This window comes from Agrobacterium sp. S7/73 (assembly GCF_019355535.1).
Taxonomy (GTDB): domain Bacteria; phylum Pseudomonadota; class Alphaproteobacteria; order Rhizobiales; family Rhizobiaceae; genus Agrobacterium; species Agrobacterium tumefaciens.
Genome location: NZ_CP072136.1, coordinates 1,663,003 through 1,685,694 on the forward strand (window position 1 = coordinate 1,663,003; position 22,692 = coordinate 1,685,694).

The 22,692-nt window shown below is 59.6% G+C and carries 18 protein-coding genes; 13 read left to right on the forward strand and 5 right to left on the reverse strand.

The genetic code is table 11. The features are described 5' to 3' along the window. Positions 1-9: 9 nt before the first annotated feature. Genes J5276_RS08235 through dprA form a run of 4 tightly spaced genes read left to right on the forward strand, consistent with a single transcriptional unit; the run spans position 10 to position 4,067 of the window. Positions 10-951, forward strand: a complete 942-nt coding sequence (locus J5276_RS08235) for an aspartate carbamoyltransferase catalytic subunit (protein WP_003512724.1) — start codon at positions 10-12, stop codon at positions 949-951. After that, a complete protein-coding gene (locus J5276_RS08240) occupies positions 948-2,240 on the forward strand; it encodes a dihydroorotase (protein ID WP_065657978.1) in 1,293 nt (430 codons plus the stop codon). The genes J5276_RS08235 and J5276_RS08240 overlap by 4 nt, the downstream gene beginning before the upstream one ends. A 48-nt stretch (positions 2,241-2,288) precedes the next feature. Further along, positions 2,289-2,906, forward strand: coding sequence for a glycerol-3-phosphate 1-O-acyltransferase PlsY (gene plsY / locus J5276_RS08245; protein ID WP_003512722.1), 618 nt, complete (start codon positions 2,289-2,291; stop codon positions 2,904-2,906). 21 nt (positions 2,907-2,927) lie between these two features. Further along, entirely contained in the window at positions 2,928-4,067 is a 1,140-nt protein-coding gene (dprA, locus tag J5276_RS08250) for a DNA-processing protein DprA (protein WP_065704684.1), read from the forward strand. On the opposite strand, the gene J5276_RS08255 is transcribed toward dprA, so the two are convergent. Beyond that, positions 4,023-4,253, reverse strand: coding sequence for a hypothetical protein (locus tag J5276_RS08255; RefSeq protein WP_019565491.1), 231 nt, complete (start codon positions 4,251-4,253; stop codon positions 4,023-4,025). The two genes, dprA and J5276_RS08255, sit on opposite strands and share 45 nt — an antisense overlap. Positions 4,254-4,512: 259 nt before the next feature. Between J5276_RS08255 and topA the strand changes: the two genes are divergently transcribed. The 6 genes from topA (at position 4,513) to rpmG (ending at position 12,165) form a co-directional block, all read left to right on the forward strand. After that, positions 4,513-7,197 (forward strand): type I DNA topoisomerase, encoded by a 2,685-nt coding sequence (gene topA / locus J5276_RS08260; protein ID WP_003512719.1) that lies wholly within the window; start codon positions 4,513-4,515, stop codon positions 7,195-7,197. Next, positions 7,194-9,548, forward strand: coding sequence for a ribonuclease R (gene rnr, locus J5276_RS08265; protein WP_112154930.1), 2,355 nt, complete (start codon positions 7,194-7,196; stop codon positions 9,546-9,548). Before topA ends, rnr begins: the two co-directional genes overlap by 4 nt. A gap of 46 nt (positions 9,549-9,594) precedes the next feature. After that, positions 9,595-10,038, forward strand: a complete 444-nt coding sequence (locus J5276_RS08270; protein ID WP_112154931.1) for a DUF983 domain-containing protein — start codon at positions 9,595-9,597, stop codon at positions 10,036-10,038. 20 nt (positions 10,039-10,058) lie between these two features. Continuing rightward, complete coding sequence (locus tag J5276_RS08275) at positions 10,059-10,727, forward strand: NUDIX domain-containing protein (protein ID WP_019565489.1); 669 nt, start codon at positions 10,059-10,061, stop codon at positions 10,725-10,727. A gap of 17 nt (positions 10,728-10,744) precedes the next feature. Continuing rightward, positions 10,745-11,908 (forward strand): MFS transporter, encoded by a 1,164-nt coding sequence (locus J5276_RS08280; RefSeq protein ID WP_019565488.1) that lies wholly within the window; start codon positions 10,745-10,747, stop codon positions 11,906-11,908. An 89-nt stretch (positions 11,909-11,997) separates the two neighbouring features. Next, positions 11,998-12,165, forward strand: coding sequence for a 50S ribosomal protein L33 (rpmG, locus tag J5276_RS08285; RefSeq protein WP_003496403.1), 168 nt, complete (start codon positions 11,998-12,000; stop codon positions 12,163-12,165). A gap of 879 nt (positions 12,166-13,044) precedes the next feature. Here rpmG and J5276_RS08290 read toward each other — a convergent pair. Together J5276_RS08290 and J5276_RS08295 are read right to left on the reverse strand one after the other, a co-directional pair. Further along, positions 13,045-14,415 carry a PleD family two-component system response regulator gene (locus J5276_RS08290; RefSeq protein WP_019565487.1) on the reverse strand — a complete coding sequence of 457 codons (1,371 nt, stop codon included), beginning with the start codon at positions 14,413-14,415 and terminating at the stop codon, positions 13,045-13,047. Between the two features lie 18 nt (positions 14,416-14,433). Next, positions 14,434-14,805 carry a response regulator gene (locus J5276_RS08295; RefSeq protein ID WP_003496409.1) on the reverse strand — a complete coding sequence of 124 codons (372 nt, stop codon included), beginning with the start codon at positions 14,803-14,805 and terminating at the stop codon, positions 14,434-14,436. A 131-nt stretch (positions 14,806-14,936) separates the two neighbouring features. Here J5276_RS08295 and J5276_RS08300 point away from each other — a divergent pair, with 131 nt between their 5' ends. The 3 genes from J5276_RS08300 to J5276_RS08310 all read left to right on the forward strand — a co-directional run bounded on the left by J5276_RS08300 (position 14,937) and on the right by J5276_RS08310 (position 18,002). After that, positions 14,937-15,245, forward strand: coding sequence for a DUF3572 domain-containing protein (locus J5276_RS08300; protein WP_019565486.1), 309 nt, complete (start codon positions 14,937-14,939; stop codon positions 15,243-15,245). 69 nt (positions 15,246-15,314) lie between these two features. Continuing rightward, positions 15,315-16,598, forward strand: coding sequence for a DNA polymerase IV (locus tag J5276_RS08305; protein ID WP_019565485.1), 1,284 nt, complete (start codon positions 15,315-15,317; stop codon positions 16,596-16,598). A gap of 165 nt (positions 16,599-16,763) precedes the next feature. Beyond that, positions 16,764-18,002, forward strand: a complete 1,239-nt coding sequence (locus J5276_RS08310; RefSeq protein WP_112154933.1) for a L,D-transpeptidase family protein — start codon at positions 16,764-16,766, stop codon at positions 18,000-18,002. Between the two features lie 12 nt (positions 18,003-18,014). Here J5276_RS08310 and dnaE read toward each other — a convergent pair whose 3' ends face one another. Together dnaE and J5276_RS08320 are read right to left on the reverse strand one after the other, a co-directional pair. Then, complete coding sequence (gene dnaE / locus J5276_RS08315; protein ID WP_112154934.1) at positions 18,015-21,515, reverse strand: DNA polymerase III subunit alpha; 3,501 nt, start codon at positions 21,513-21,515, stop codon at positions 18,015-18,017. Positions 21,516-21,998: 483 nt separating this feature from the next. After that, positions 21,999-22,682 carry an ABC transporter ATP-binding protein gene (locus tag J5276_RS08320; RefSeq protein WP_174011330.1) on the reverse strand — a complete coding sequence of 228 codons (684 nt, stop codon included), beginning with the start codon at positions 22,680-22,682 and terminating at the stop codon, positions 21,999-22,001. Between the last annotated feature and the right edge of the window lie 10 nt (positions 22,683-22,692).

The window sequence follows — 22,692 nt, forward strand, 5'->3', positions numbered from 1 at the left end:
ACAATTTCCATGGTCTATTTTCCCCACCGCCATCTCCTCGGCATAAAGGGGCTTTCCCATCAGGATATAACCCTGCTTCTCGACAAGGCCGACGAAGCGGTGAAAATCAGCCGTCAGCGCGAGAAAAAAACCTCGACGCTTCGGGGCCTCACGCAGATCAACCTGTTCTTCGAAGCTTCGACCCGGACACAATCCTCCTTCGAACTTGCCGGAAAACGGCTTGGCGCCGATGTGATGAACATGTCGGTCAGCAATTCCTCGGTGAAGAAGGGCGAAACGCTGATCGACACGGCGATGACGCTGAACGCCATGCGCCCCGATGTGCTGATCGTGCGTCACTCCTCGGCCGGTGCCGCAGCCCTTCTCGCGCAGAAGGTTGCCTGCTCCGTGGTCAATGCCGGCGACGGCCAGCATGAACACCCGACGCAGGCCCTTCTCGACGCGCTGACCATTCGCCGCGCCAAGGGTGATCTTTCGGGAATAACGGTGGCGATCTGCGGCGACGTACTGCATTCGCGCGTTGCCCGCTCCAACATCATCCTGCTCAACCAGATGGGCGCGCGCGTGCGCGTCGTCGCTCCCGCGACGCTTCTTCCCTCCGGCATTCGCGACATGAGCGTCGAGGTCTTCCATGACATGAAGGAAGGCCTGAAGAACGCCGATGTTGTGATGATGCTGCGCCTGCAGCGCGAGCGCATGTCCGGCTCCTTCGTGCCTTCGGTGCGCGAATATTTCCACTATTACGGTCTCGATGCCGAAAAGTTGAAGGCAGCGAAAGAAGATGCGCTGGTCATGCATCCCGGCCCGATGAACCGTGGCGTGGAAATCTCATCCGAAGTGGCTGATGGTCCGCAGAGCGTCATCGAAAGCCAGGTGGAAATGGGGGTTGCCGTGCGCATGGCTGTCATGGAAACCCTGCTTGTCTCGCAAAATCAGGGTGAGCGCGTATGAGTGCCGTGACCGTTCTCAAAAACCTTCGCATCGTTGATCCCTCCCGCAATCTGGACGAGGTGGGCAGCATCGTCATCGGTGCCGACGGCACGATCCTCGCCTCCGGCGGGCAGGCACACAACCAGGGTGTGCCCGAGGGTGCGACGGTTCGCGACTGCAAGGGGCTGCTGGCCGTTCCCGGTCTGGTGGACGCCCGCGTCTTTGTCGGTGAGCCGGGTGGCGAACACCGTGAAACCATCGAATCCGCATCGCGCGCGGCAGCGGCCGGCGGCGTCACCAGCATCATCGTCATGCCGGACACCGACCCCGTTATCGACGACATTGCGCTGGTCGAATATGTAAAAAAGGCGGCACGCGACAAGGCGCTCGTCAATGTGCATCCCGCCGCAGCCCTGACCAAGGGCCTCAACGGCGAGGAAATGACCGAGATCGGCATGCTGAAGGAAGCCGGTGCGGTTGCCTTCACCAATGGCCGCAGGGCGCTTTCCGACACGCTGGTGCTGCGCCGCGCCATGACCTATGCGCGCGAATTGGGTGCGGTGATTGCACTTGAGACCCGCGACAAATATATCGGCGGCGGCGACATGAACGAGGGGCTTTTCGCAAGCTGGCTCGGTCTGTCCGGAATCCCCAAGGAAGCCGAGATCATTCCGCTGGAGCGCGACCTACGCATTGCCGGTCTGACGCAAGCGATCTATCACGCCGCCAAGATTTCCGTGCCGGAATCGGCAGAAGCGATCCGTCTTGCCCGGCAGCGGGGCGTCAAGGCGACCTGCGGCATCTCGATCAACCATCTGACGCTGAACGAGAACGATATCGGCGAATACCGTACCTTCTTCAAGCTCTCACCTCCCTTGCGCGCAGAAGACGACCGCAAGGCCATGGTCGAGGCGCTGAAGGATGGCACGATCGACATCATCGTTTCGTCGCACGACCCGCAGGACGTGGACACCAAGCGCCTGCCCTTTTCGGATGCGGCAAGCGGTGCGGTGGGGCTGGAAACCATGCTGGCGGCGGCGCTTCGCCTTCACCATAGCGGCGAGGTTCCGCTGATGCGGCTGATCGATGCGCTTTCCACCCGCCCGGCGAAAATCTTCGGACTGGATGCGGGAACGCTTAAAGCCGGCGCGAAGGCTGATATCACGCTGATCGACCTGGACGAGCCTTGGCTGGTTGCGAGAGATCAACTGGTGTCGAAATCCAAGAATACGCCGTTTGAGGATGCCCGTTTCAGCGGCCGCGCTGTCGCCACTTATGTGGCTGGCAAAGCGGTTCATTCCTTGGCATAAGATCACGGGCATGGGATCACGCAGGCGCGCGACGAGAGGGAACGTTGAATGAGTGCTTTGACTGACTGGCAGACGGCGCCTGCCCTTCTCGCGCTTGCAGCGCTGATTGGCTATCTATTCGGCTCGATACCCTTCGGCCTGCTTCTTACCCGCATGGCGGGGCTGGGCGATGTGCGCAAGATTGGTTCCGGCAATATTGGCGCCACCAATGTGCTGCGCACCGGCAACAAGAAGCTCGCCGCAGCGACATTGCTGCTCGATGCGCTGAAGGGCACCGCCGCAGTGCTCGTCGCCAATGCGCTCTGGGGTTACGAGGCGTCGCTGGTTGCCGGTTTCTTTGCCTTTCTCGGCCATCTGTTTCCGGTGTGGCTCGGTTTCAAGGGCGGCAAGGGCGTGGCGACCTATATCGGCGTGCTTTTAGGCGCTGCCCCCCTGATGATGCTGGCTTTTGCGCTGATCTGGCTCGCAACCGCGTTCATCACCCGGTATTCCTCGCTGTCGGCGCTGGTTGCCATGCTTGTGATCCCGGTCGCCCTCTGGATAGTCGGGCCTGAAAAGACGGCGCTTCTGGTAACGTTGCTGAGCGTGATTTCCTGGTGGAAACACCGGGAAAACATCGCACGGCTTCTGGCCGGCACGGAAAGCAGGATCGGGCAAAAGGGCTAAGGCCAGCTTTAGGGATAAGTCATGCCGCATGAGGAAACGACACGGCAGGGCATAGAGCTTTCCGCGCGGCAGCGGGTCGCATGGCTTCGGCTGATCCGCAGCGACAATATCGGCCCCGTCACCTTCCGCGAACTCATCAATCATTTTGGCAGCGCTGAAAAAGCGCTTTCTGCCCTGCCCGAGCTTTCAAGGCGCGGCGGTTCATTGCGCAGCCCGCGCATTGCCACACAGGCGGAAGCGGAAGGCGAAATCGAAACGGCTGAAAGATTCGGCGCTCGCTTCGTCGGCATCGGTGAGCCAGACTATCCGCCTGCCCTGCGACAGCTCGACGGCGCGCCGCCACTGATCGCCATGAAGGGATCAGCATCCACCGCAACAAGACCTTGCGTCGGCATCGTCGGATCACGCAACGCCTCCATCAACGGCGCGAAATTCGCCGCGATGCTGGCGCGCGATTGCGGTCGTGCGGGCTATACGATCGCTTCCGGGCTGGCGCGCGGCATCGATGCGGCAGCGCACCGGGCAAGCCTTGCAACTGGCACGGTGGCCATGCTGGCGGGCGGTCTCGACCGTCCCTACCCGCAGGAAAATTTCGGGCTCTTGCAGGACATCTACGAACAGGGCGGCGCGACGATCAGCGAAATGCCCTTCGGCTGGGAGCCACGCGCGCGGGATTTTCCCCGCCGCAACCGGCTGATATCAGGCGTCTCACTCGGCGTCGTCATAGTGGAAGCGGCGGAACGATCCGGTTCGCTGATCACGGCGCGGCTTGCCGGCGAAGCGGGCCGGCTGGTTTTCGCCGTGCCAGGTTCCCCACTCGATGCGCGCTGCGAAGGTACCAACCGGCTGATCAAGGAAGGCGCGATGCTGACCACGGGGGCGGCCGATATTCTCGATGCGCTACGACCGCTGATGGAACCGCAATTGCCCTATGACCGCAAGGTCGAGGAACCACGATCCGATGAGGAAATGTCACCACCCGGAGATGACGAGCGCAGCATCGTTGCTGCCGCTCTCGGGCACTCGCCCGTCGAAACGGACGATATCATTCGCCACACGGGTTTTTCCGCAGCCACGGTTCACATGGTGCTGCTGGAACTCGATATTGCCGGGCGGTTAAACCGGCACGCCGGGGGGCGGGTTTCGCTCCTCGCGGATTGAAAGCTTGCGCCGCCCGCTCTGGATATCGCCGACTTCCACATAGGCCATTTCAATCAGATAGCACAGCATGTCGGCGCCCTCGCGATTGGCGACGAGCCTCAGTTCCGCGAGCATCTGGCGAATATAAGCCAAGTTCTCTCTGGTCCCTTCATTATCGGCATTATTGTTTGTTGCGTTCGGGACCATATATCTATCCTGGAATTTCAACCTGAAACAAAGATCATTACGTCAATTCAAATCATGTTGGTCACTATAACAAATTTACCAAAGATTGCAATACAACGACAGATTATCCATAGGTTGCAATTGCCTTGGAGCGATAAAATCGGGCTTGCCTCTTGACCCGCGCGCATTACCTGTCCATGTCGAATTATAAAGAAGGCGAATTGCGGCATTATGCCGTGATCCGGCTATGTTAACGGACCAGTTCCAGAGAAAAAACAATATGAATGTCGTCGTCGTAGAATCTCCTGCCAAAGCCAAGACGATCAACAAGTATCTTGGTCCGGGCTACAAGGTTCTTGCATCCTTTGGCCACGTCCGGGACCTTCCTGCCAAGGACGGATCTGTGCTGCCCGACCAGGACTTCGAAATGTCCTGGGAGGTCGATAGCGCATCCGCCAAGCGCATGAAGGACATTGCCGACGCGGTGAAATCCTCCGACGGCCTGTTTCTCGCAACCGACCCGGATCGCGAGGGTGAAGCGATTTCCTGGCATGTGCTTGATCTCTTGAAGAAGAAGCGCGTTCTCGGCGACAAGCCGGTGAAGCGCGTGGTCTTCAACGCCATCACCAAAAAGGCGGTACTGGACGCGATGGCGAACCCGCGCGACATCGACGTGCCGCTGGTCGATGCCTATCTTGCCCGCCGTGCGCTGGATTATCTTGTCGGTTTCAACCTGTCGCCGGTTTTGTGGCGCAAGCTGCCGGGCGCCCGTTCCGCCGGCCGCGTGCAGTCCGTTTCGCTGCGTCTCGTCTGCGACCGCGAAGCCGAGATCGAGCGTTTCGTCTCCGAGGAATACTGGAACATCAGCGCGCTGTTGAAGACACCGCGCGGTGACGAGTTCGAGGCGAAGCTGGTTTCCGCCGATGGCAAGAAGCTGCAAGGCCGTTCGATCAAGACAGGAGATGACGCCAACCGCCTGAAGGCGCTCCTGGAAGGCGCGACCTATATTGTCGATACGGTCGAGGCGAAACCCGTCAAGCGCAATCCCGGCCCGCCCTTCACCACCTCGACGCTGCAGCAGGCTGCCTCCTCGCGCATGGGCTTTTCGGCCTCGCGCACCATGCAGGTGGCCCAGAAGCTTTATGAAGGTATCGACATCGGCGGCGAAACCGTTGGTTTGATCACCTATATGCGTACCGACGGCGTGCAGATGGCGCCGGAAGCGATCGATGCCGCACGCCGCGCCATCGGCGAGCAGTTCGGCGACCGCTATGTGCCGGAAAAGGCGCGCTTCTACTCGACCAAGGCAAAGAACGCGCAAGAAGCGCACGAAGCTATCCGTCCGACCGATTTTAACCGCACACCGGATCAGGTGAAGCGTTACCTCGATGCCGACCAGTTGCGTCTTTACGACCTGATCTGGAAGCGCGGCATTGCGAGCCAGATGGCATCTGCCGAAATCGAACGTACCACGGTGGAAATCCTTGCCGACAAGGACGGTGAAAAGGCCGGGCTTCGTGCCGTCGGTTCCGTCATCCGCTTCGACGGCTTCATTGCCGCCTATACCGACCAGAAAGAAGATGGCGAGCAGAGCGACGACGGTGACGATGAAGGCCGCCTGCCGCAGATCAACGCGCGCGAGAACCTCGCCAAGCAGAAGATCAACGCCAGCCAGCACTTCACCGAGCCGCCGCCGCGTTATTCGGAAGCATCGCTCATCAAGAAGATGGAAGAACTAGGCATCGGCCGTCCTTCCACCTATGCGGCGACACTGAAGACGCTAAGCGACCGCGAATATATCATCATCGACAAGCGCAAGCTCATTCCCCATTCGCGCGGACGGCTGGTGACGGCTTTCCTCGAAAGCTTCTTTGCCAAATATGTCGAATACGACTTCACCGCCGATCTGGAAGAAAAGCTCGACCGCATTTCCGCGGGTGAACTGGACTGGAAGCAGGTGCTGCGCGATTTCTGGAAGGATTTCTTCGCGCAGATCGAAGATACCAAGGAGTTGCGCGTTACCAACGTGCTGGATGCGCTCAATGAAGTTCTGGCCCCGCTGGTCTTCCCCAAGCGTGAGGACGGTTCCGATCCGCGCATCTGTCAGGTTTGCGGCACCGGCAACCTTTCGCTGAAGCTCGGCAAATATGGCGCTTTCGTCGGTTGCTCCAATTATCCGGAGTGCAACTTCACCCGCCAGCTCACGTCCGATGGCTCGGAAGCCGAAGCTTCCGTATCCAACGAGCCGAAAGCGCTGGGTGCCGATCCGATGACCGGCGAGGAGTTGACGCTTCGGTCTGGCCGTTTCGGCCCGTACATCCAGCGCGGCGATGGCAAGGAAGCCAAGCGCTCCTCGCTGCCCAAGGGCTGGAAGCCTGAGGACATCGACCACGAAAAGGCGCTGGCGCTCATCAACCTGCCGCGCGATATCGGCAAGCATCCCGAAACCGGCAAGATGATTTCCGCCGGGCTTGGCCGCTACGGACCCTTCCTGTTGCATGACGGTTCCTATGCGAACCTCGAAAGCATCGAAGACGTGTTCTCGATCGGCCTCAACCGTGCCGTTACCGTCATTGCCGAGAAGCAGAGCAAGGGACCGGGGCGCGGCCGCAACGGCACGCCTGCGGCGCTGAAGGAACTGGGTGATCACCCCGATGGCGGCCCGATCACTGTCCGCGACGGGCGTTACGGCGCTTACGTCAACTGGGGCAAAGTTAACGCCACCATTCCAAAGGGGCAGGATCCGACCTCCGTGACGCTGGACGAATCGCTGGTGCTGATTGCCGAGCGTATCGCCAAGACAGGAACCGGCGGCAAGCCCGCCAAGGCCAAGAAACCTGCTGCCAAGAAGGCCGATGGCGACACAGCCGCAAAGCCGAAGGCGACAAAAGCCAAGGCCGCAACGAAAAGCAAGACGGCTGCCAAGCCGAAGGCCGCAGCCAAACCCAAGAAGGCAGAATCGTGAGCAAGGCGCCGCGTCAGAGACAGGGTTCCGCCAGCGACGGCTTCGGACGTACCGGGCGCGGCAAGCGGGCAAATGAAGGTGAAGGCATCATCCATGGCGAGGTGCCTTCCCGCGAAGTGCTGCTGAAATTCATCGCCGAGCATCCGCAGCAGGCCTCCAAGCGCGAAATCGCCAAGGCTTTCGGGCTGAAAGGCGACGACCGCGTTGTGCTCAAGGCACTGCTGAAGGAGCTTGAAACCGATGGCATGGTGCAGAAGAGCCGCAAGACGCTGACGCGACCGGGTGGCCTGCCGCCGGTGACGGTTCTCGACATCACCACCCGCGACAAAGACGGCGAATTGATCGGCCGGCCTGCCGAATGGCCTGAAGATCAGGGCGCGGCCCCCGCCGTGCTCATCCGCCAGTCCTCGCAGGATCGCAGTAAGAAAGCCCCTGCCGCCGGTCTCGGCGATCGCATTCTGGCAAAAATCTTCCCCTCCAAGGACAGCATCGGCCCAGCCTACACGGCCCGCGTCGTCAAGCTGATCGACCGTCGTCAGAACGCACTGCTTGGCGTGTTCAAGGAAACGGAAGGCGGCGGCGGACGCCTGATGCCGATCGACCGGCGCGGCGAGGAAATGGTCATCGACCCCGAGGGTGTGGGCGATGCGAAGGACGGCGACCTGATCGAGGTGGAAACCTCGCGCAACAGCGGTCGTTACGGCCTGACACGCGCAAAGGTTCTTTCGGTCGTCGGCTCAGTCGCCTCGGAAAAGGCGATCTCGATGATCGCGATCCATGCCCACGGTATTCCGCACATCTTCCCGCCGAATGTTCTGGCCGAGGCGGATGCCGCAAAACCCGCGACCATTTCGCACCGCGAAGACTGGCGCGACCTGCCGCTGATCACGATCGATCCGGCCGACGCCAAGGACCATGACGACGCGGTCTATGCCGAACTCGACCCTTCGCCCGACAATCCTGATGGAGTGATCGTCACCGTCGCTATCGCCGACGTGTCCTGGTATGTGCGATCAGGGGCACCGCTCGACCGCGAGGCGCTGAAGCGTGGTAACTCCGTCTATTTCCCTGATCGTGTCGTGCCGATGCTGCCGGAACGCATCTCCAACGACCTCTGCTCGCTGAAGGAAGGCGTCGACCGCCCTGCCCTTGCTGTGCGGATGACCTTCTCGAAGGAAGGCCGCAAGGCGAGCCACACTTTCCATCGCATCATGATGAAGAGTGCCGCCAAGCTCTCCTACCAGCAGGCGCAGGCCGCAATCGACGGCCGCCCGGACGACAAGACCGGCACGCTGCTGGAGCCGATCCTGAAGCCGCTGTGGCACGCCTATGCCGTGATGAAGCGGGGCCGCGATCGCCGCCAGCCGCTGGAACTCGACATGCCGGAGCGCAAGATCCAGCTCAGGCCCGACGGCACGGTGGACAAGGTCGTCATTCCCGAACGCCTCGACGCGCACAAGCTGATCGAGGAAATGATGATCCAGGCGAACGTCGCCGCCGCAGAGACCCTGGAAAAGAAAAAGCAGCGGCTGGTCTACCGCGTGCATGACGCCCCGACACTTACCAAGCAGGAAGTGCTGCGCGAATTCCTCGGCACCATCGGCATTTCCATGGCCAAGGGTGTCGCGATGCGCGCCAATTCCTTCAACGGCATTCTGGCGCGCGCACTCGACACGCCGCACCAGATCATGGTCAACGAGATGGTGCTGCGCAGCCAGAGCCAGGCGATCTACAGCCCGGAAAATATCGGCCATTTCGGCCTCAACCTGATGAAGTACGCGCATTTCACCTCACCGATCCGCCGTTATGCCGACCTGATCGTGCATCGGGCGCTGGTCGGATCGCTAGGCCTCGGCGAAGGCGGCATCACCCCGCAGGAAGAGGCGACGCTGGACGATATCGCCGCCGAAATCTCGACCTTCGAGCGCCGCGCCATGGCCGCAGAGCGCGACACCATTAACCGGCTGATCGCGCACCATCTTTCCGAGCGCGTCGGTGAGGAGTTCGATGGCCGCGTCGCGGGTGTCACCAAGGCGGGACTATTTGTCGCGCTGCCGCAGTTTGGCGCCGACGGGTTTGTTCCTATATCTACACTTGGAACCGACTATTTCCTCTACGACGAAGCCCATCAGGCTCTGACGGGGGAAAAGACGGGTCTCGGTTATCAACTCGGCGATACGGTTCAGGTGCGGCTTGCAGAAGCGGTACCCTTGGCTGGTGCGCTGCGGTTTGAAATGCTGAGCCCGGGGCGCAAGATGCCGGTCGGCTCGCGGTCGTTCCACAAGGCAGGCCGGCGGACATCACGTCCTTCCGCCAAGCCGGGAACAAGGCCGCCGAGAGGACGTCGGTAACAAGACCGCGTCAAGCGGTTAAGACAAACGGGAGAAGGACTTCAGGATGAGTGCAAATCAGGGCTCGGAAACGGTTACCTTCGGAGATGGAAGCGCGGAGCGTCCGCTTGGCCGCTCGATCATGCGGGGCATGGCCAATCGCTGCCCGGCCTGTGGCAGCGGTCGCCTGTTTCGGGCCTTCCTGAAGCCGGTGGACAATTGCGCGGCCTGCGGCGAGGAAATGCATCATCACCGCTCCGACGACCTGCCGCCCTATATTTCCATCGTCATCATCGGCCATATCGCCGTTGGCGGCTTCATGATGACCGATCTCGTGCTTTCCGTTCCCATGTGGGTACACTTCGCCATCTGGGTGCCTATCACCATTCTGGCCGCGCTTCTGACGCTGCAACCGATCAAGGGTGGCGTCATCGGCCTGCAATGGGCACTTAGAATGCACGGCTTCGAAGGAAAACAGCCAAAAGTGCAGATAGACGGCTCCTCCCACTGACGGCGGGCGGGAATTTGCAAGTGTCCGAGCTTCCCTCGAACACCCAAGCGGCGAGCGGCCCACTACGGCCGCGCGATGCCGCCTCGATCATCCTGTTTGATCGTTCCGGCCCTGCTATTCGCGTGCTGATGGGCCGGCGCAGTAACGCCCACATATTCATGCCCGGCGCTTACGTGTTTCCCGGCGGCAAACGCGATCCGCGCGACCACGCTCTGCCCTTCTCCGGCGATCTGCACCCCGCCGTGCTGCGCAGCCTCACCTCGTCTGCCGCGCGCCGCCTGAGCGCTGCCGGGGCACGGGCGCTGGCGCTTGCCGCCGCGCGCGAGCTCGTGGAGGAAACCGGCGTCGATATGGGCATGGACGCTGATGGTCCGGATCTTTCGCGTTTTCGATATGTGGCGCGCGCAATCACCCCGCCCGGCAATATCAGGCGTTACGACACGCGATTCTTTTGCTGTTACGCCGACGAGTTACGGCTGGATACCCGGCTAATCAGGGATTCAGATGAGCTGCACAATGTGCAATGGCTTGACATGACAGCGCTTTCCAGTCTGAACATGCCGAAAATCACACGCACGGTTCTCGAAGATGTCACAAAACTCATGATAGGTGATCCGTCACTGCCCTTTGAAAGCCCCGCGCGGCTCTATGTCACGCGCCACGGCCGATTCATTCGAGACTTTGTATAAAGGCCGTCATGTCACAAATGAAATGCGAAGCGGACGCCATTCACTGGCCCTCACTGATCGCCGCCATCTCCGCCATCAGTGCGGTCGGTGTCGCCATCGGCCTGGGCCTGCCGCTCCTGTCGATCATCCTTGAGAAGCGCGGCATCTCCTCCACCATGATCGGGGTAAATTCGGCAATGGCCGGCGTTGCGGCGATGATGGCAGCGCCGGTGACCACCAAGATCGCCCATGATTTCGGCGTGGCGCGAACGATGCTATTTGCCGTTGTCGTGTCGGCCCTGAGTGCGCTCTGTTTCTATTTCGCCGACGCCTTCTGGATGTGGTTTCCGCTGCGAATCGTCTTCCATGGCGCAACCACCACGCTGTTCATCCTCTCCGAATACTGGATCAACATGACCGCGCCACCGAAAAAACGCGGCATGGTTCTCGGCATCTACGCCACCGGACTTGCGGTTGGGTTTGCGGTTGGCCCGTTATTGTTTTCCGTGGTCGGCAGCGATGGCATCCTGCCGTTTCTGGTCGGGGCAGCAATCATACTGCTTGCCGCGATCCCGATCTTCCTTGCGCGCGGCGAAAGCCCGGAGCTGAGCGAAAGGCCGAACCACCATTTCGCCCGTTATATATGGCTGGTGCCGATGGCTTCTGCGGCGGCCTTCGTGTTCGGCGCCGTGCAAGCGGGCGGTCTGTCGCTCTTTCCCATCTATGCGACCCGCGAAGGCTTCAACGAATCGCAGGCGGCACTTCTGCTGACCGTGATGGGCATCGGCAACATGGTCTTCCAGATACCGATCGGCCTGCTTTCGGACCGAATGAAGGACCGGCGCACAATGCTGGCGCTGATGGCCTTTGCGGGCGTTTGCGGCACGCTGGCGCTGCCCTTGCTGGTGGATAGATGGATTCTCGTCGCGGCCCTGCTGCTGTTCTGGGGCGGCCTCGTATCCGGCATGTATACCGTCGGCCTTACCCATCTGGGATCGCGTCTCAAAGGGGCCGATCTGGTGGCCGCCAACGCCGCCTTCATCTTCTGCTATGCCATGGGCACAATAGCCGGACCACAGGCCGTCGGCATTTCCATGGATGTTGCGGGTACCGATGGTTTCGCCTGGGCGCTTGCCGTGTTTTTCGGGCTTTACGTGGTGCTTTATGCCTTCCGTTTTGTTTTCAGGGCAAAACAGACTTGACTTTTCAGGCGCGATACGTAGTTTCGCGCCAGATTTAGCCGAGGTGAGAAGCGCCTGCGGCTTCTCTTTTGTTTAAAGGCAGGACGACCATGGCGAAAGCTACAACAATCAAGATCAAGCTGCTGTCGACAGCCGACACCGGTACCTTCTACGTCACCACCAAGAACAGCCGTACGTTCACGGACAAGATGACGAAGACGAAGTATGACCCGGTTGTACGCAAGCACGTTGAATTCAAGGAAACCAAGATCAAGTAATTCTTGATCGGGTTCTCCGGCAAAAGCGCGCCCAACGGGCGCGTTTTTTGTTTGTATGGAAAGGATGCCGCCAACGGCATTCTTTGCGCCAGCGCCCTCGCAAGGCCCGCCACGGGCCAACGAATCGTGACCTTCCTAGTTGCGGTTCTTGAGTTTGGAACCCAGTCGGCGCTATCGGCACGGCGGGAAAGCTCTTTATCACCGTCTCGCCTAACCAGCGCCTCTCCTAATCAGCGTCTCATCGGTCAAATGCGCCAACCGCTGCGACAGCGCGCTGCCTGCGCGCGCAGCCGGATGTTCTGCGCTATAAGCGGCAGCACAAGCACAGAATATTTTGGGAGATAAGGCGGTCGGCCAACGATGTGATCACGGCACGAGGAACCGATTCGGACATCGTCAGCCGACCGACCCCACGATCCAGGAGATGCGGCGGACCTGAGCATCATGGGGCATTCAAACTACGCAATACCAGCCCCTGACGACCGAAACATCAGCGGTGTAAACCGCCATCGTTTCTTCATCACTAGACGGAAAAACCGCCGGAAGAACTGTTATTCTCGATTGGGAGTGTGCGCAGAAGTAAAATAAAAATCAACAAATTCTTAAGCCAGAGATACATCACCTGGAAAACATGGTTAAATATACAACGCTGGCACACTATAGTTCCGTGAGCGATTGAATTCAACGTATTTTTCAACTTGAACTCTATTAACCCTGTTAGACTTCACCCCCTCATTGTAAGAAGATAAAATACTGGCAAGGTCAGGGACTTCGCGCTTGCCACAGTTTGCCGTCAGGTCTTTGGGCGGCTATCGATAACGGTAAACGTCGAAAGTCTCAAAAGGCGGCACGGATTGTCAGCCTCATGGGTCTGCGCCTTTAGGCGGCGGCCGCCACGACGCGGTTGCGTCCTGTGTGTTTCGCCTCGTAGAGCGCCCTGTCGGCCTGCTTCAGAAGCTCGTCCGGCGCGCCGAATGCTCCGCTGCTGGTGGCTATGCCGAGCGAAGCCGTGATACTCAACTCGCGGTCGATGGAACGAACGTGAAACGGCTTGTCCTCGATGATTGCCCGCAGGCGCTCGGCAACGCTTGTGGCAAGCTCCATGGGCGTGTCGGGCATCACAACCACGAATTCCTCTCCGCCATAACGGCAGGCAAGATCGGCGCCGCGCACCGTGCTGCGGATGCGGGCTGCAAACTCGCGCAGAACCTCATCGCCGACATCGTGGCCATAGGTATCGTTGACCAGCTTGAAGCGGTCGATATCGGTCATGCAAATGGAAATCGGGCGGCCACGCACGGCGGCGCGGTCGAAAAGTATCTTCAGATGATTGTCGAGATAACGGCGATTGTTAAGACCAGTCAGCCCATCGACGATAGCAAGCTCCATCGTGTGCTGGAGATTGAGCCGCAGATGCTCGTTATAGCGCTTGCGCCGGATCTGCGTCAGAGACCGGGCGACAAGTTCGTTGGGATCGATCGGGCGGAGAATATAATCGTTCACGCCAAGATCGAGCGCCCGCGCCACCATGTCATCCGCCCCCTGTTCCGCTACCAGAAGCAACGGCAGGAACCGGGTACGCTCCAGCGAACGAAGCTGCGAACACAGTCTCAGCGGATCGTAATCCTCAAAATTGGAATTGACGATGACAAGCTCGAAAGGGTTGCTCGCGGCCTTCAACAGGGCCGCCTGAGGCTCCGTGACGGCATCGACCTCGGCAACCGGCTTCAGCGCCCTGACGATGCGTTCCTGCGAGCTGGCGCGGCCATCCGCCACCAGAACGCGGCCAGGCGTCTGCATGAGGCCATCGCTGCGCAGCATCTCCTCGATGCCGATCTCGCGCGCGGTCTCGGCCCGCAGCCGCAATTCGTCACTGACGGCCTTGAGGCGCACGAGGCTTTTGACACGGGCGATCAATTGAAGGTCGTTAACGGGCTTGGTCAGAAAATCATCGGCGCCGGCTTTCAGACCGCGCACGCGGTCCGAGGGCTGATCGAGTGCGGTGACCATGACAACAGGAATATGCGCCGTTTTCGGATTGGCCTTCAGCCGTTCGCAGACCTCGAAACCGTCCATGCCAGGCATCATAATGTCCAGCAGGATGATATCGACCTGTTCCTGGTCGCAGATATCAAGCGCCTTGAAACCATCCTCGGCGGTTACGACGTCGAAATATTCCGCGACAAGCCGGGCTTCGAGAAGCTTTACGTTTGCGGGTATGTCGTCAACAACCAGAACTCTCGCCGTCATAACAGTTCCCCAACCGCCTTACGCATCGCCTAGATAGGTCTTGATGATTTCGATGAATTTCGGAACGGAGATCGGCTTGGACACATAGGCCTCGCATCCGCCCTGACGAATGCGCTCCTCATCCCCCTTCATGGCGAAGGCGGTTACCGCGATGACCGGAATGACGTGCAGCTCGTCATCTTCCTTCAGCCATTTCGTTACCTCCAGCCCGGAAACCTCCGGCAGCTGAATATCCATGAGAATGAGGTCGGGGCGATGCTTGCGGGCAAGATCCAGCGCTTCCATGCCGTTGCGTGTCTGGATCGTCGTATAGCCAGACGCCTCGATCAGGTCACGAAAGAGCTTCATGTTCAGCTCGTTGTCTTCGACTATCATGACCTGCTTGGGCATGGTGGGCAGTCCCCGTTTCGCTTTGAAACCTTCTCCCAGACATATAGGGTGCCAGAGAACCGATTCCATCGTCCATTTGTTGCACAAGGCTAGAACGATTTGGTTTCAAAATAGGTAACTTCGGTAGAGAAATGCTGAGAGATACAAAAAACAAAGACAATGCCGGAAAAGATCCGCAAGAAACGGCAGCCGCCATACTTGGCTGGCTGGCAAACGAGCCGGAAATGCTCGGGCGTTTTCTGGCGCTGAGCGGATTGCAGGCCAATATGCTGCGCCATGCCGCCCACGATCCCGGCTTTCTGGCGGGGCTCACCGATTTTCTGATGAGCCACGAACCAGACCTCATGGCCTTCTGCGCGGCGACCGACACATCCCCCGAAACGGTTGCCGCCGCCTGGCACCATTTTTCCGGCCCGGGGCTGGATTCGGGTGAGTATTGACAGGCCACCCCTTGAGCCACCGTCACGGCCGGAGTATGGTTGGCGACGTTCTGGTTTTGTTTTCGGCCCATGTCCACGTCGCATCTCTATGATCCCGGTTTTTGCCGCGACTGTCTGGCCGGCCAGCCAGCGGGCCTGAGGCGTTGTCGCGCCTGTGGCAGTCCCCGCCTCGTCTACCATGACGAACTCTACGACCTCAGCATCGCCCATATCGATTGCGACGCCTTTTACGCATCCGTTGAAAAACGGGACAATCCCGAGCTTGCCGACAAGCCGTTGATCATCGGCGGCGGAAAACGCGGCGTGGTTTCCACTGCCTGCTACATTGCCCGCATCCAGGGCGTGCGCTCCGCCATGCCGATGTTCAAGGCGCTGGAAGCCTGTCCGGACGCCGTGGTCATCAAGCCCGACATGGAAAAATATAGCCGCGTCGGCCGTCAGATCCGAACCATGATGCAGGATTTGACGCCGCTCGTGCAGCCGCTTTCCATAGACGAGGCGTTTCTCGATCTTTCCGGAACGGAGAGGCTGCATCACGATCCACCTGCCCGGGTTCTGGCGAAATTTGTGAAACGGGTGGAAAAAGAAGTGGGCGTGACCGTCTCGGCCGGGCTGTCCTACTGCAAATTTCTGGCCAAGGTCGCGTCCGACCTTAAAAAACCGCGCGGCTTTTCGGTGATCGGCGAAGCGGAAGCGCTTTCCTTTCTGGCAGCACGGCCCGTCACGACGATATGGGGCGTTGGAAAGGCGTTTGCGGCGACGCTGGAGGCGGACGGCATCCGCATGATCGCGCAGTTGCAGGAGATGGAGGAAGGCGACCTGATGCGCCGCTATGGCGTGATGGGACAACGGCTGTTCCGGCTTTCGCGCGGCATCGATGAACGGCACGTGCACAATAACGACCCCGTGAAAAGCGTGTCTTCCGAGACCACCTTCTTCAACGATATTTCCCGCCACGAGGACCTCGTACCGATCCTGCGGTCGCTTTCCGAAAAAGTTGCCTGGCGCCTGAAGAAGAGTGGCATTTCCGGTCAGACGGTTGTGCTGAAAATGAAGACGGCCGATTTCAAACTCCGCACCCGCAACCGCAAGCTTGACGACCCGACCCAGCTTGCCGACCGCATATTCCGCACCGGCCTTTCGCTGCTTGCGAAAGAAACCGACGGCACCAAGTTTCGCCTGATCGGCATAGGCGTCAGTGATCTGCGCGATGCGGACCTTGCCGATCCTCCCGATCTCGTCGACAGGCAGGCGGAACGGCGGGCGGCGGCGGAAGCGGCAATGGACAAGTTGCGCGACAAGTTCGGCAAGGGCAGCGTCGAGACCGGCTACACTTTCGGTACACGCAAATAGCGGCCATGCCGCTTGCAAACGCCGTGAAACCCTGCGGCCTGCAACACCCCGCCCCTATTTTAGATATTACACAAATTAGTGATGTGGCAGACGCCGTATCCTTAAACTTCATTAAACTTCGCGTGGTTGAGTAAACGAAGTTTTGTGCATGTGGTGTATTGCGTCATGTCCCTTCGCTTCCGTCTTCTGACCGGCATGCTGTCGGCCAGCATTCTTGCCTTTCCGGCGCTTGCCGCCGACAACAAGTCCCTGCAGATCGTCGTTTCGAAAAGCGATCAATCGCTGGCGCTTTACGAGAACGGCGAGATCGTTGCTACATCCAAGGTCTCAACCGGCAAGGCCGGGCATGAGACGCCGAGCGGCATTTTTTCGATTCTGGAAAAACGCAAGTACCACGAATCGAACATCTACTCGGCCGCGCCCATGCCTTTCATGCAGCGACTGACATGGTCGGGCATCGCGTTGCACGAAGGCAAGGTGCCAAATTACCCGGCCTCGCATGGCTGCGTGCGCCTGCCTTCGAAATTCGCGCAGTCGCTGTTCGGCGAGACCCGCTACGGCGTGCATGTCATCATCACCGACCGGCCGGTTTCTCTGCGCTCCGTACAACATTCAGCCCTGTTTGAGCCGCGGGACGATGCCGATGACGGCAAGCTGCTTTTATCCGACGTCGAGCTGCGCCCCGCGACCTTCGACGCCGCATTGGGCACCGTTGAGGTGGCCGTGAATGAAAAAACGCAAGCCATCAAACCGATGGCCAAAGGCAAGGAGCCCTCGCCCTTGCGCATCCTCATCACCCGGCGCGGCGAGCGCGAAAAGGTGATGGATATTCAGGCCGTGCTGACCCGCCTTGGCTTCGATGCCGGCGCACCGGACGGCTATACCGGAGAAATGACGATCAGCGCCGTCAACGGTTTCAAGCGCTGGAAGGGGCTGAAAACCACCGGGCCGCTACTGACCGACGATTTCGTTGCTGCACTTTACGCGTCCGCCGGCGAAGATCATCCACCGAATGGCCAGATCATGGTGCGACAGGATTTCAAGCCGCTATTCGAGGCTGCGATCGACATCAAGGATCCCGAGGTGGCACTCGGAACGCATTTCTTCGAAGCCGTTGCCGTCAACCGCGCAGCCGGAACCGCCGAATGGAATGGCGTAACACTGGAAAACCATCTGCCGGCCGCAGCCCGCAAGCGGCTCGGCATCACCGTTACCGAAGCGCCCGGTGGCTTTGACCAGCTAAGCGCCGTGCTCGATCGCCTCGAAATACCGGCTGAAATTCGCTCCCGAATCGAGAAAGAGCTTTCAACCGGCAGTTCGATTACCGTTTCCGACCTCAGTCACCAGATGGAGACAGGAATGGGGACGGACTTCATTACCGTGACAAAGGAAGGGCCGGTTTGAGGGCTTGAGGCCTCACACCAGCTCCACATCAACAACGCCGGGGGCGGAGCGAAGTGCGGCGGCGATCTCAGGGGAAATACGGTATTTCTCCGTCAGCTCCACCTCGATCTCACGGCTCCCCTCGTCCTTGATGACGATGAAATAAACCGATCCGTCACCTTTGGTATTGAGGTGGCGGGCAACGGTTTTCAGCGGGCCTGAATCGCGCACATAAACCCGCAACGCCTTCTGCATTTGGACGGATTTTTCCTCGAGCGATTGCGCCGTCTGGATGCGAAGACCGATGCCTTCCGGGCGCTCTTCCGCCTGCACGGTGATAACAAGGGATTTGCCCACCTCGAGCAGATCGCGAAACTGGGCAAGCCCTTCGGAAAACAACACCGCCTCATATTGACCGGAGGCATCGGAGAAGGTGACGATACCCATCTTGTTTCCGGTCCGGGTCTTGCGCTCCTGCTTGCCGGTGACGGTGCCGGCCAGACGCCCGGCGGTCGCACCCTGTTTCACTGCGGCGGAAAAATCGGCGAAATTCTGCACCCGCAACTTTTCCAATACGGGGCGGTAGGTATCGAGCGGATGTGCGGTCAGGTAAAAACCGAGCACCTGATATTCGCGCAGCAGTTTTTCCGAGGCGAGCCACGGCTGGAAGGCAGGCAGGATGAGCTTTTCCGGACCGCTTGCGCCGCCGGAGCCGAACATGTCCGACTGGCCGGTAACGCGGCTTTCCTGCGCGCGTTGCGAATAACCGATGATACGGTCCAGCCCGCCGATCATCTCGGCACGGTCGCGGCCAAAACAATCGAAACCGCCAGCGTTGATGAGGCTTTCGAGCACACGCCGGTTGATCTGCTTCGGATCGATGCGCAGGCAGAAATCCTCCAGGCTCGCAAATGGCTTGCCGTCGCGCACGGTAACGATGTGTTCCACCGCACCCTCGCCCACGCCCTTGATGGCGGCCAGCGAATAATAGATGCGGTTCTCACCCGTCTCGAACTGCCGGAAGGACGTCTGCACCGAAGGTGCCACGACCTCTATACCGAGACGGCTGGCATCCTGGCGGAAATCATTGAGTTTTTCCGTGTTGGCCATATCCAGCGTCATGGAGGCCGCAAGGAACTCCACCGGATAATGCGCCTTCATATAGGCGGTCTGATAGGACACGATGGCGTAAGCGGCGGCGTGGCTCTTGTTGAAGCCGTAATTGGCGAATTTCGCCAGCAGGTCGAAGATGGTGTTGGCCTGCGGCTTCGACACGCTGTTTCTGATCGCGCCGTCCACGAAGCGCTCGCGCTGCTGGTCCATCTCCTCCTTGATCTTCTTGCCCATGGCGCGGCGCAGAAGATCGGCTTCGCCGAGCGAATAACCTGACAGAACCTGGGCGATCTGCATCACCTGTTCCTGATAGACGATAACGCCCTGCGTTTCCTTCAGGAGGTGGTCGATGGTGGGGTGGATCGACTCCAGCTCCTCCTCGCCATGCTTGCGGGCATTGTAGACTGGAATGTTTTCCATCGGACCCGGACGATAAAGCGCCACCAGCGCAATGATGTCCTCGATGCAGTCCGGGCGCATGCCGATAAGCGCCTTGCGCATGCCGGCACTTTCCACCTGGAACACGCCGATGGTTTCGCCGCGTGACAACATCTCGTAGGTTTTGGCGTCGTCCAGCGGAATTGCGGCGAGATCGACCTTGATGCCGCGTTTGGCAACGAAATCGACGGCAACCTTCAGCACCGTCAGCGTCTTCAGACCGAGAAAGTCGAATTTGACGAGGCCGGCGCTTTCCACCCACTTCATGTTGAACTGGGTAACCGGCATGTCGGAGCGCGGATCGCGATACATCGGCACCAGCTTCGACAGCGGCCGGTCACCGATGACGATACCGGCAGCATGGGTGGAGGCGTGACGGTAAAGCCCCTCGATCTTCTGGGCGATATCCAGAAGTCGGGCAACGACGGGTTCCTTGTCCGCCTCTTCCTGCAGGCGCGGCTCTTCCTCGATCGCTTTTGACAGCGGCGTCGGATTGGCCGGGTTGTTGGGGACCAGCTTGCAGATCTTGTCCACCTGTCCATAGGGCATTTCCAGCACGCGGCCGACGTCGCGCAATGCCGCGCGAGCCTGCAACGAACCGAAGGTAATGATCTGCGCCACCTGCTCGCGGCCATATTTGCGCTGCACGTAGCGGATCACCTCTTCGCGGCGGTCCTGGCAGAAGTCGATATCGAAGTCGGGCATCGACACGCGTTCGGGATTGAGGAAGCGTTCGAACAGCAGCGAGAAGCGCAGAGGATCGACATCGGTGATGGTCAGCGCATAGGCCACGAGCGAGCCTGCACCCGAACCGCGGCCGGGGCCGACTGGAATATCCTGCTGCTTGGCCCATTTGATGAAGTCCGCAACGATCAGGAAGTAGCCGGGAAAACCCATGCGTTCGATGACGCCAAGCTCGAAATCCAGCCTGTCGCGATATTCCTGCTCTGTGTAGCCAGGTGCCATGCCGAGGGCCGCAAGGCGAAGATCAAGACCTTCGACGGCCTGACGGCGAAGCTCTTCGGCCTCTGCCCGTTGCGCCGCTTCGGGATCGTCGCTGGCACCGGTGAAGCGCGGCAGGATCGGCCCACGCTTCTTCAGCACATAAGAACACCGCATTGCGATTTCGACGGTGTTTTCCAGTGCCTCCGGAAGGTCGGCAAACAGCTCCGCCATCTCCTCACGGCTTTTCATATAATGGTCGGGGGTCAGGCGGAACCGGCTGTCATCCGAAACGATGGCGTTATGCGCCACCGCCATCAATGCGTCATGCGCCTCATAATCGGCCCTCGAAGGGAAGAACGCCTCGTTGGTGGCGACCAGCGGAATATCATGTTCATAAGCAAGCCCGATCATACGCCGCTCATGGACGCGGTCGAAACCGGACTGACGCTGCAATTCGATATAAAGCTTGTCACCGAAGAGTGATTTCAGCGCCAGCAGGCGTTCTCTCGCCTGCGCCGCATGCCCTTCCTTCAGAGCCATATCCACCGGACCACCGGAGGCACCCGTCAGCACAATCAGCCCGGCATTGGAGGCTTCCTCCAGCCATGCACGGGTAATATGCACGGACTGGCCACCGCTTTCGCCTTCCAGATAGGCGCGGCTGATAAGGTCCACCAGCCGCTCGTACCCTCCGGCATCAGCCGCGAGCAGCACGATGGCTGGAAGCTTGGCAAGGTGGCTGTTGTGATTGCGGCGATCATCCACCGCATCCTGCATGTCGATCGACACCTGACAGCCGATAATCGGCTGCAAGCCCTCATCACGCGCCTTTTCGGAAAACTCCAGTGCGACGAAAAGATTGTTGGTGTCGGTAATGGCTATGGCCGGCTGGCCGTCTGCAACGGCCTTGGACATAATTTTCTTGAGGGGTAAAGCCCCCTCAAGCAGGGAGTAAGCGGAGTGAACCCGCAGATGGACGAAACCGGGTGTTTTCAGCGTTTCGCCAGAGGTCTCTCCACGCGTAACCGACTCGCCCATATCGTCATCCTGTCATTCTGAATCGAGGGGGCGATTTTCCGATTTTCGGCCTTCAAAGTCCACCGCCTTTCGGCGTCTATACAGGCTTCTGCGCCGGTGTGCCCTTCACAGGGCAGTGAGGATCACCGAAAAGCTGGCGACGAACACAGCGATGGAGGCGAAAGCGGCAACGTCACGGATGAAATCAGTCATTGGTCTCTCCTTACTCGTTATGTTCTAACTTTGTTCTTATTTTGTTCGATTGTCAACAGGCTTTTATTGATAGTCTCCTTGCTAACGCGGCAGAATCGGCTGCGGTTCCACCTTCGTGAATGGCAAGCCACTGACTCCAAAGCAAAAAAACCCGGAGGCAAAAACACCTCCGGGTTCGTGAAAATTCAATTGTGGAAGGACGAGTGGCTTCGCGGGAAACCTGAACGTAGACAGACTCAGCCGCAGAAAAGATCGCAAAGGCGGCGCTATGGTCGCCTTACTGCATCACGATCAGAAGTCTACGATCATGCCGTCTGCAAGCGTCACGCGGCGGTCCATGCGGTTGGCAAGCTCGTGATTATGGGTGGCGATCAGTGCGGCAAGGCCGGACTGGCGCACCAGCGCTTCCAGCGCATCGAACACGTAATGCGCGGTCTCGGGATCGAGATTGCCGGTCGGCTCGTCGGCGAGAAGCAGGAGCGGTGCGTTGGCAACGGCACGCGCGATCGCCACACGTTGCTGTTCACCGCCGGAAAGCTCAGCAGGGCGATGTTCGCCGCGATGGCCGACCCGCATGTAATCGAGCAGCGCGCTCGCACGCTTGCGGGCCTCGCCCTGCGTCAAACCGGCGATGAGCTGCGGCATCATCACATTCTCCACCGCCGTGAACTCCGGCAGCAGATGATGGAACTGGTAGACAAAACCGATGTCGCTGCGGCGGATCGCCGTGCGCTTTTCATCCGGCAGACCATTGCAGGGCGCGTCATTGATGAAGACCTCGCCAGCATCCGGATGCTCGAGAAGCCCGGCGAGATGCAGCAGCGTGGATTTTCCGGTGCCCGAGGGGGCAACAAGCGCCACCATCTCACCACTCTTCAACTCGAAATCGGCCTTGCGCAGAATGGAGAGCGACGTCTCGCCCTGACCATAGGTCCTCTCGACGCCGGTAAGCCGCAGCACTGATTTTTTTGCCATATTGTGAAGC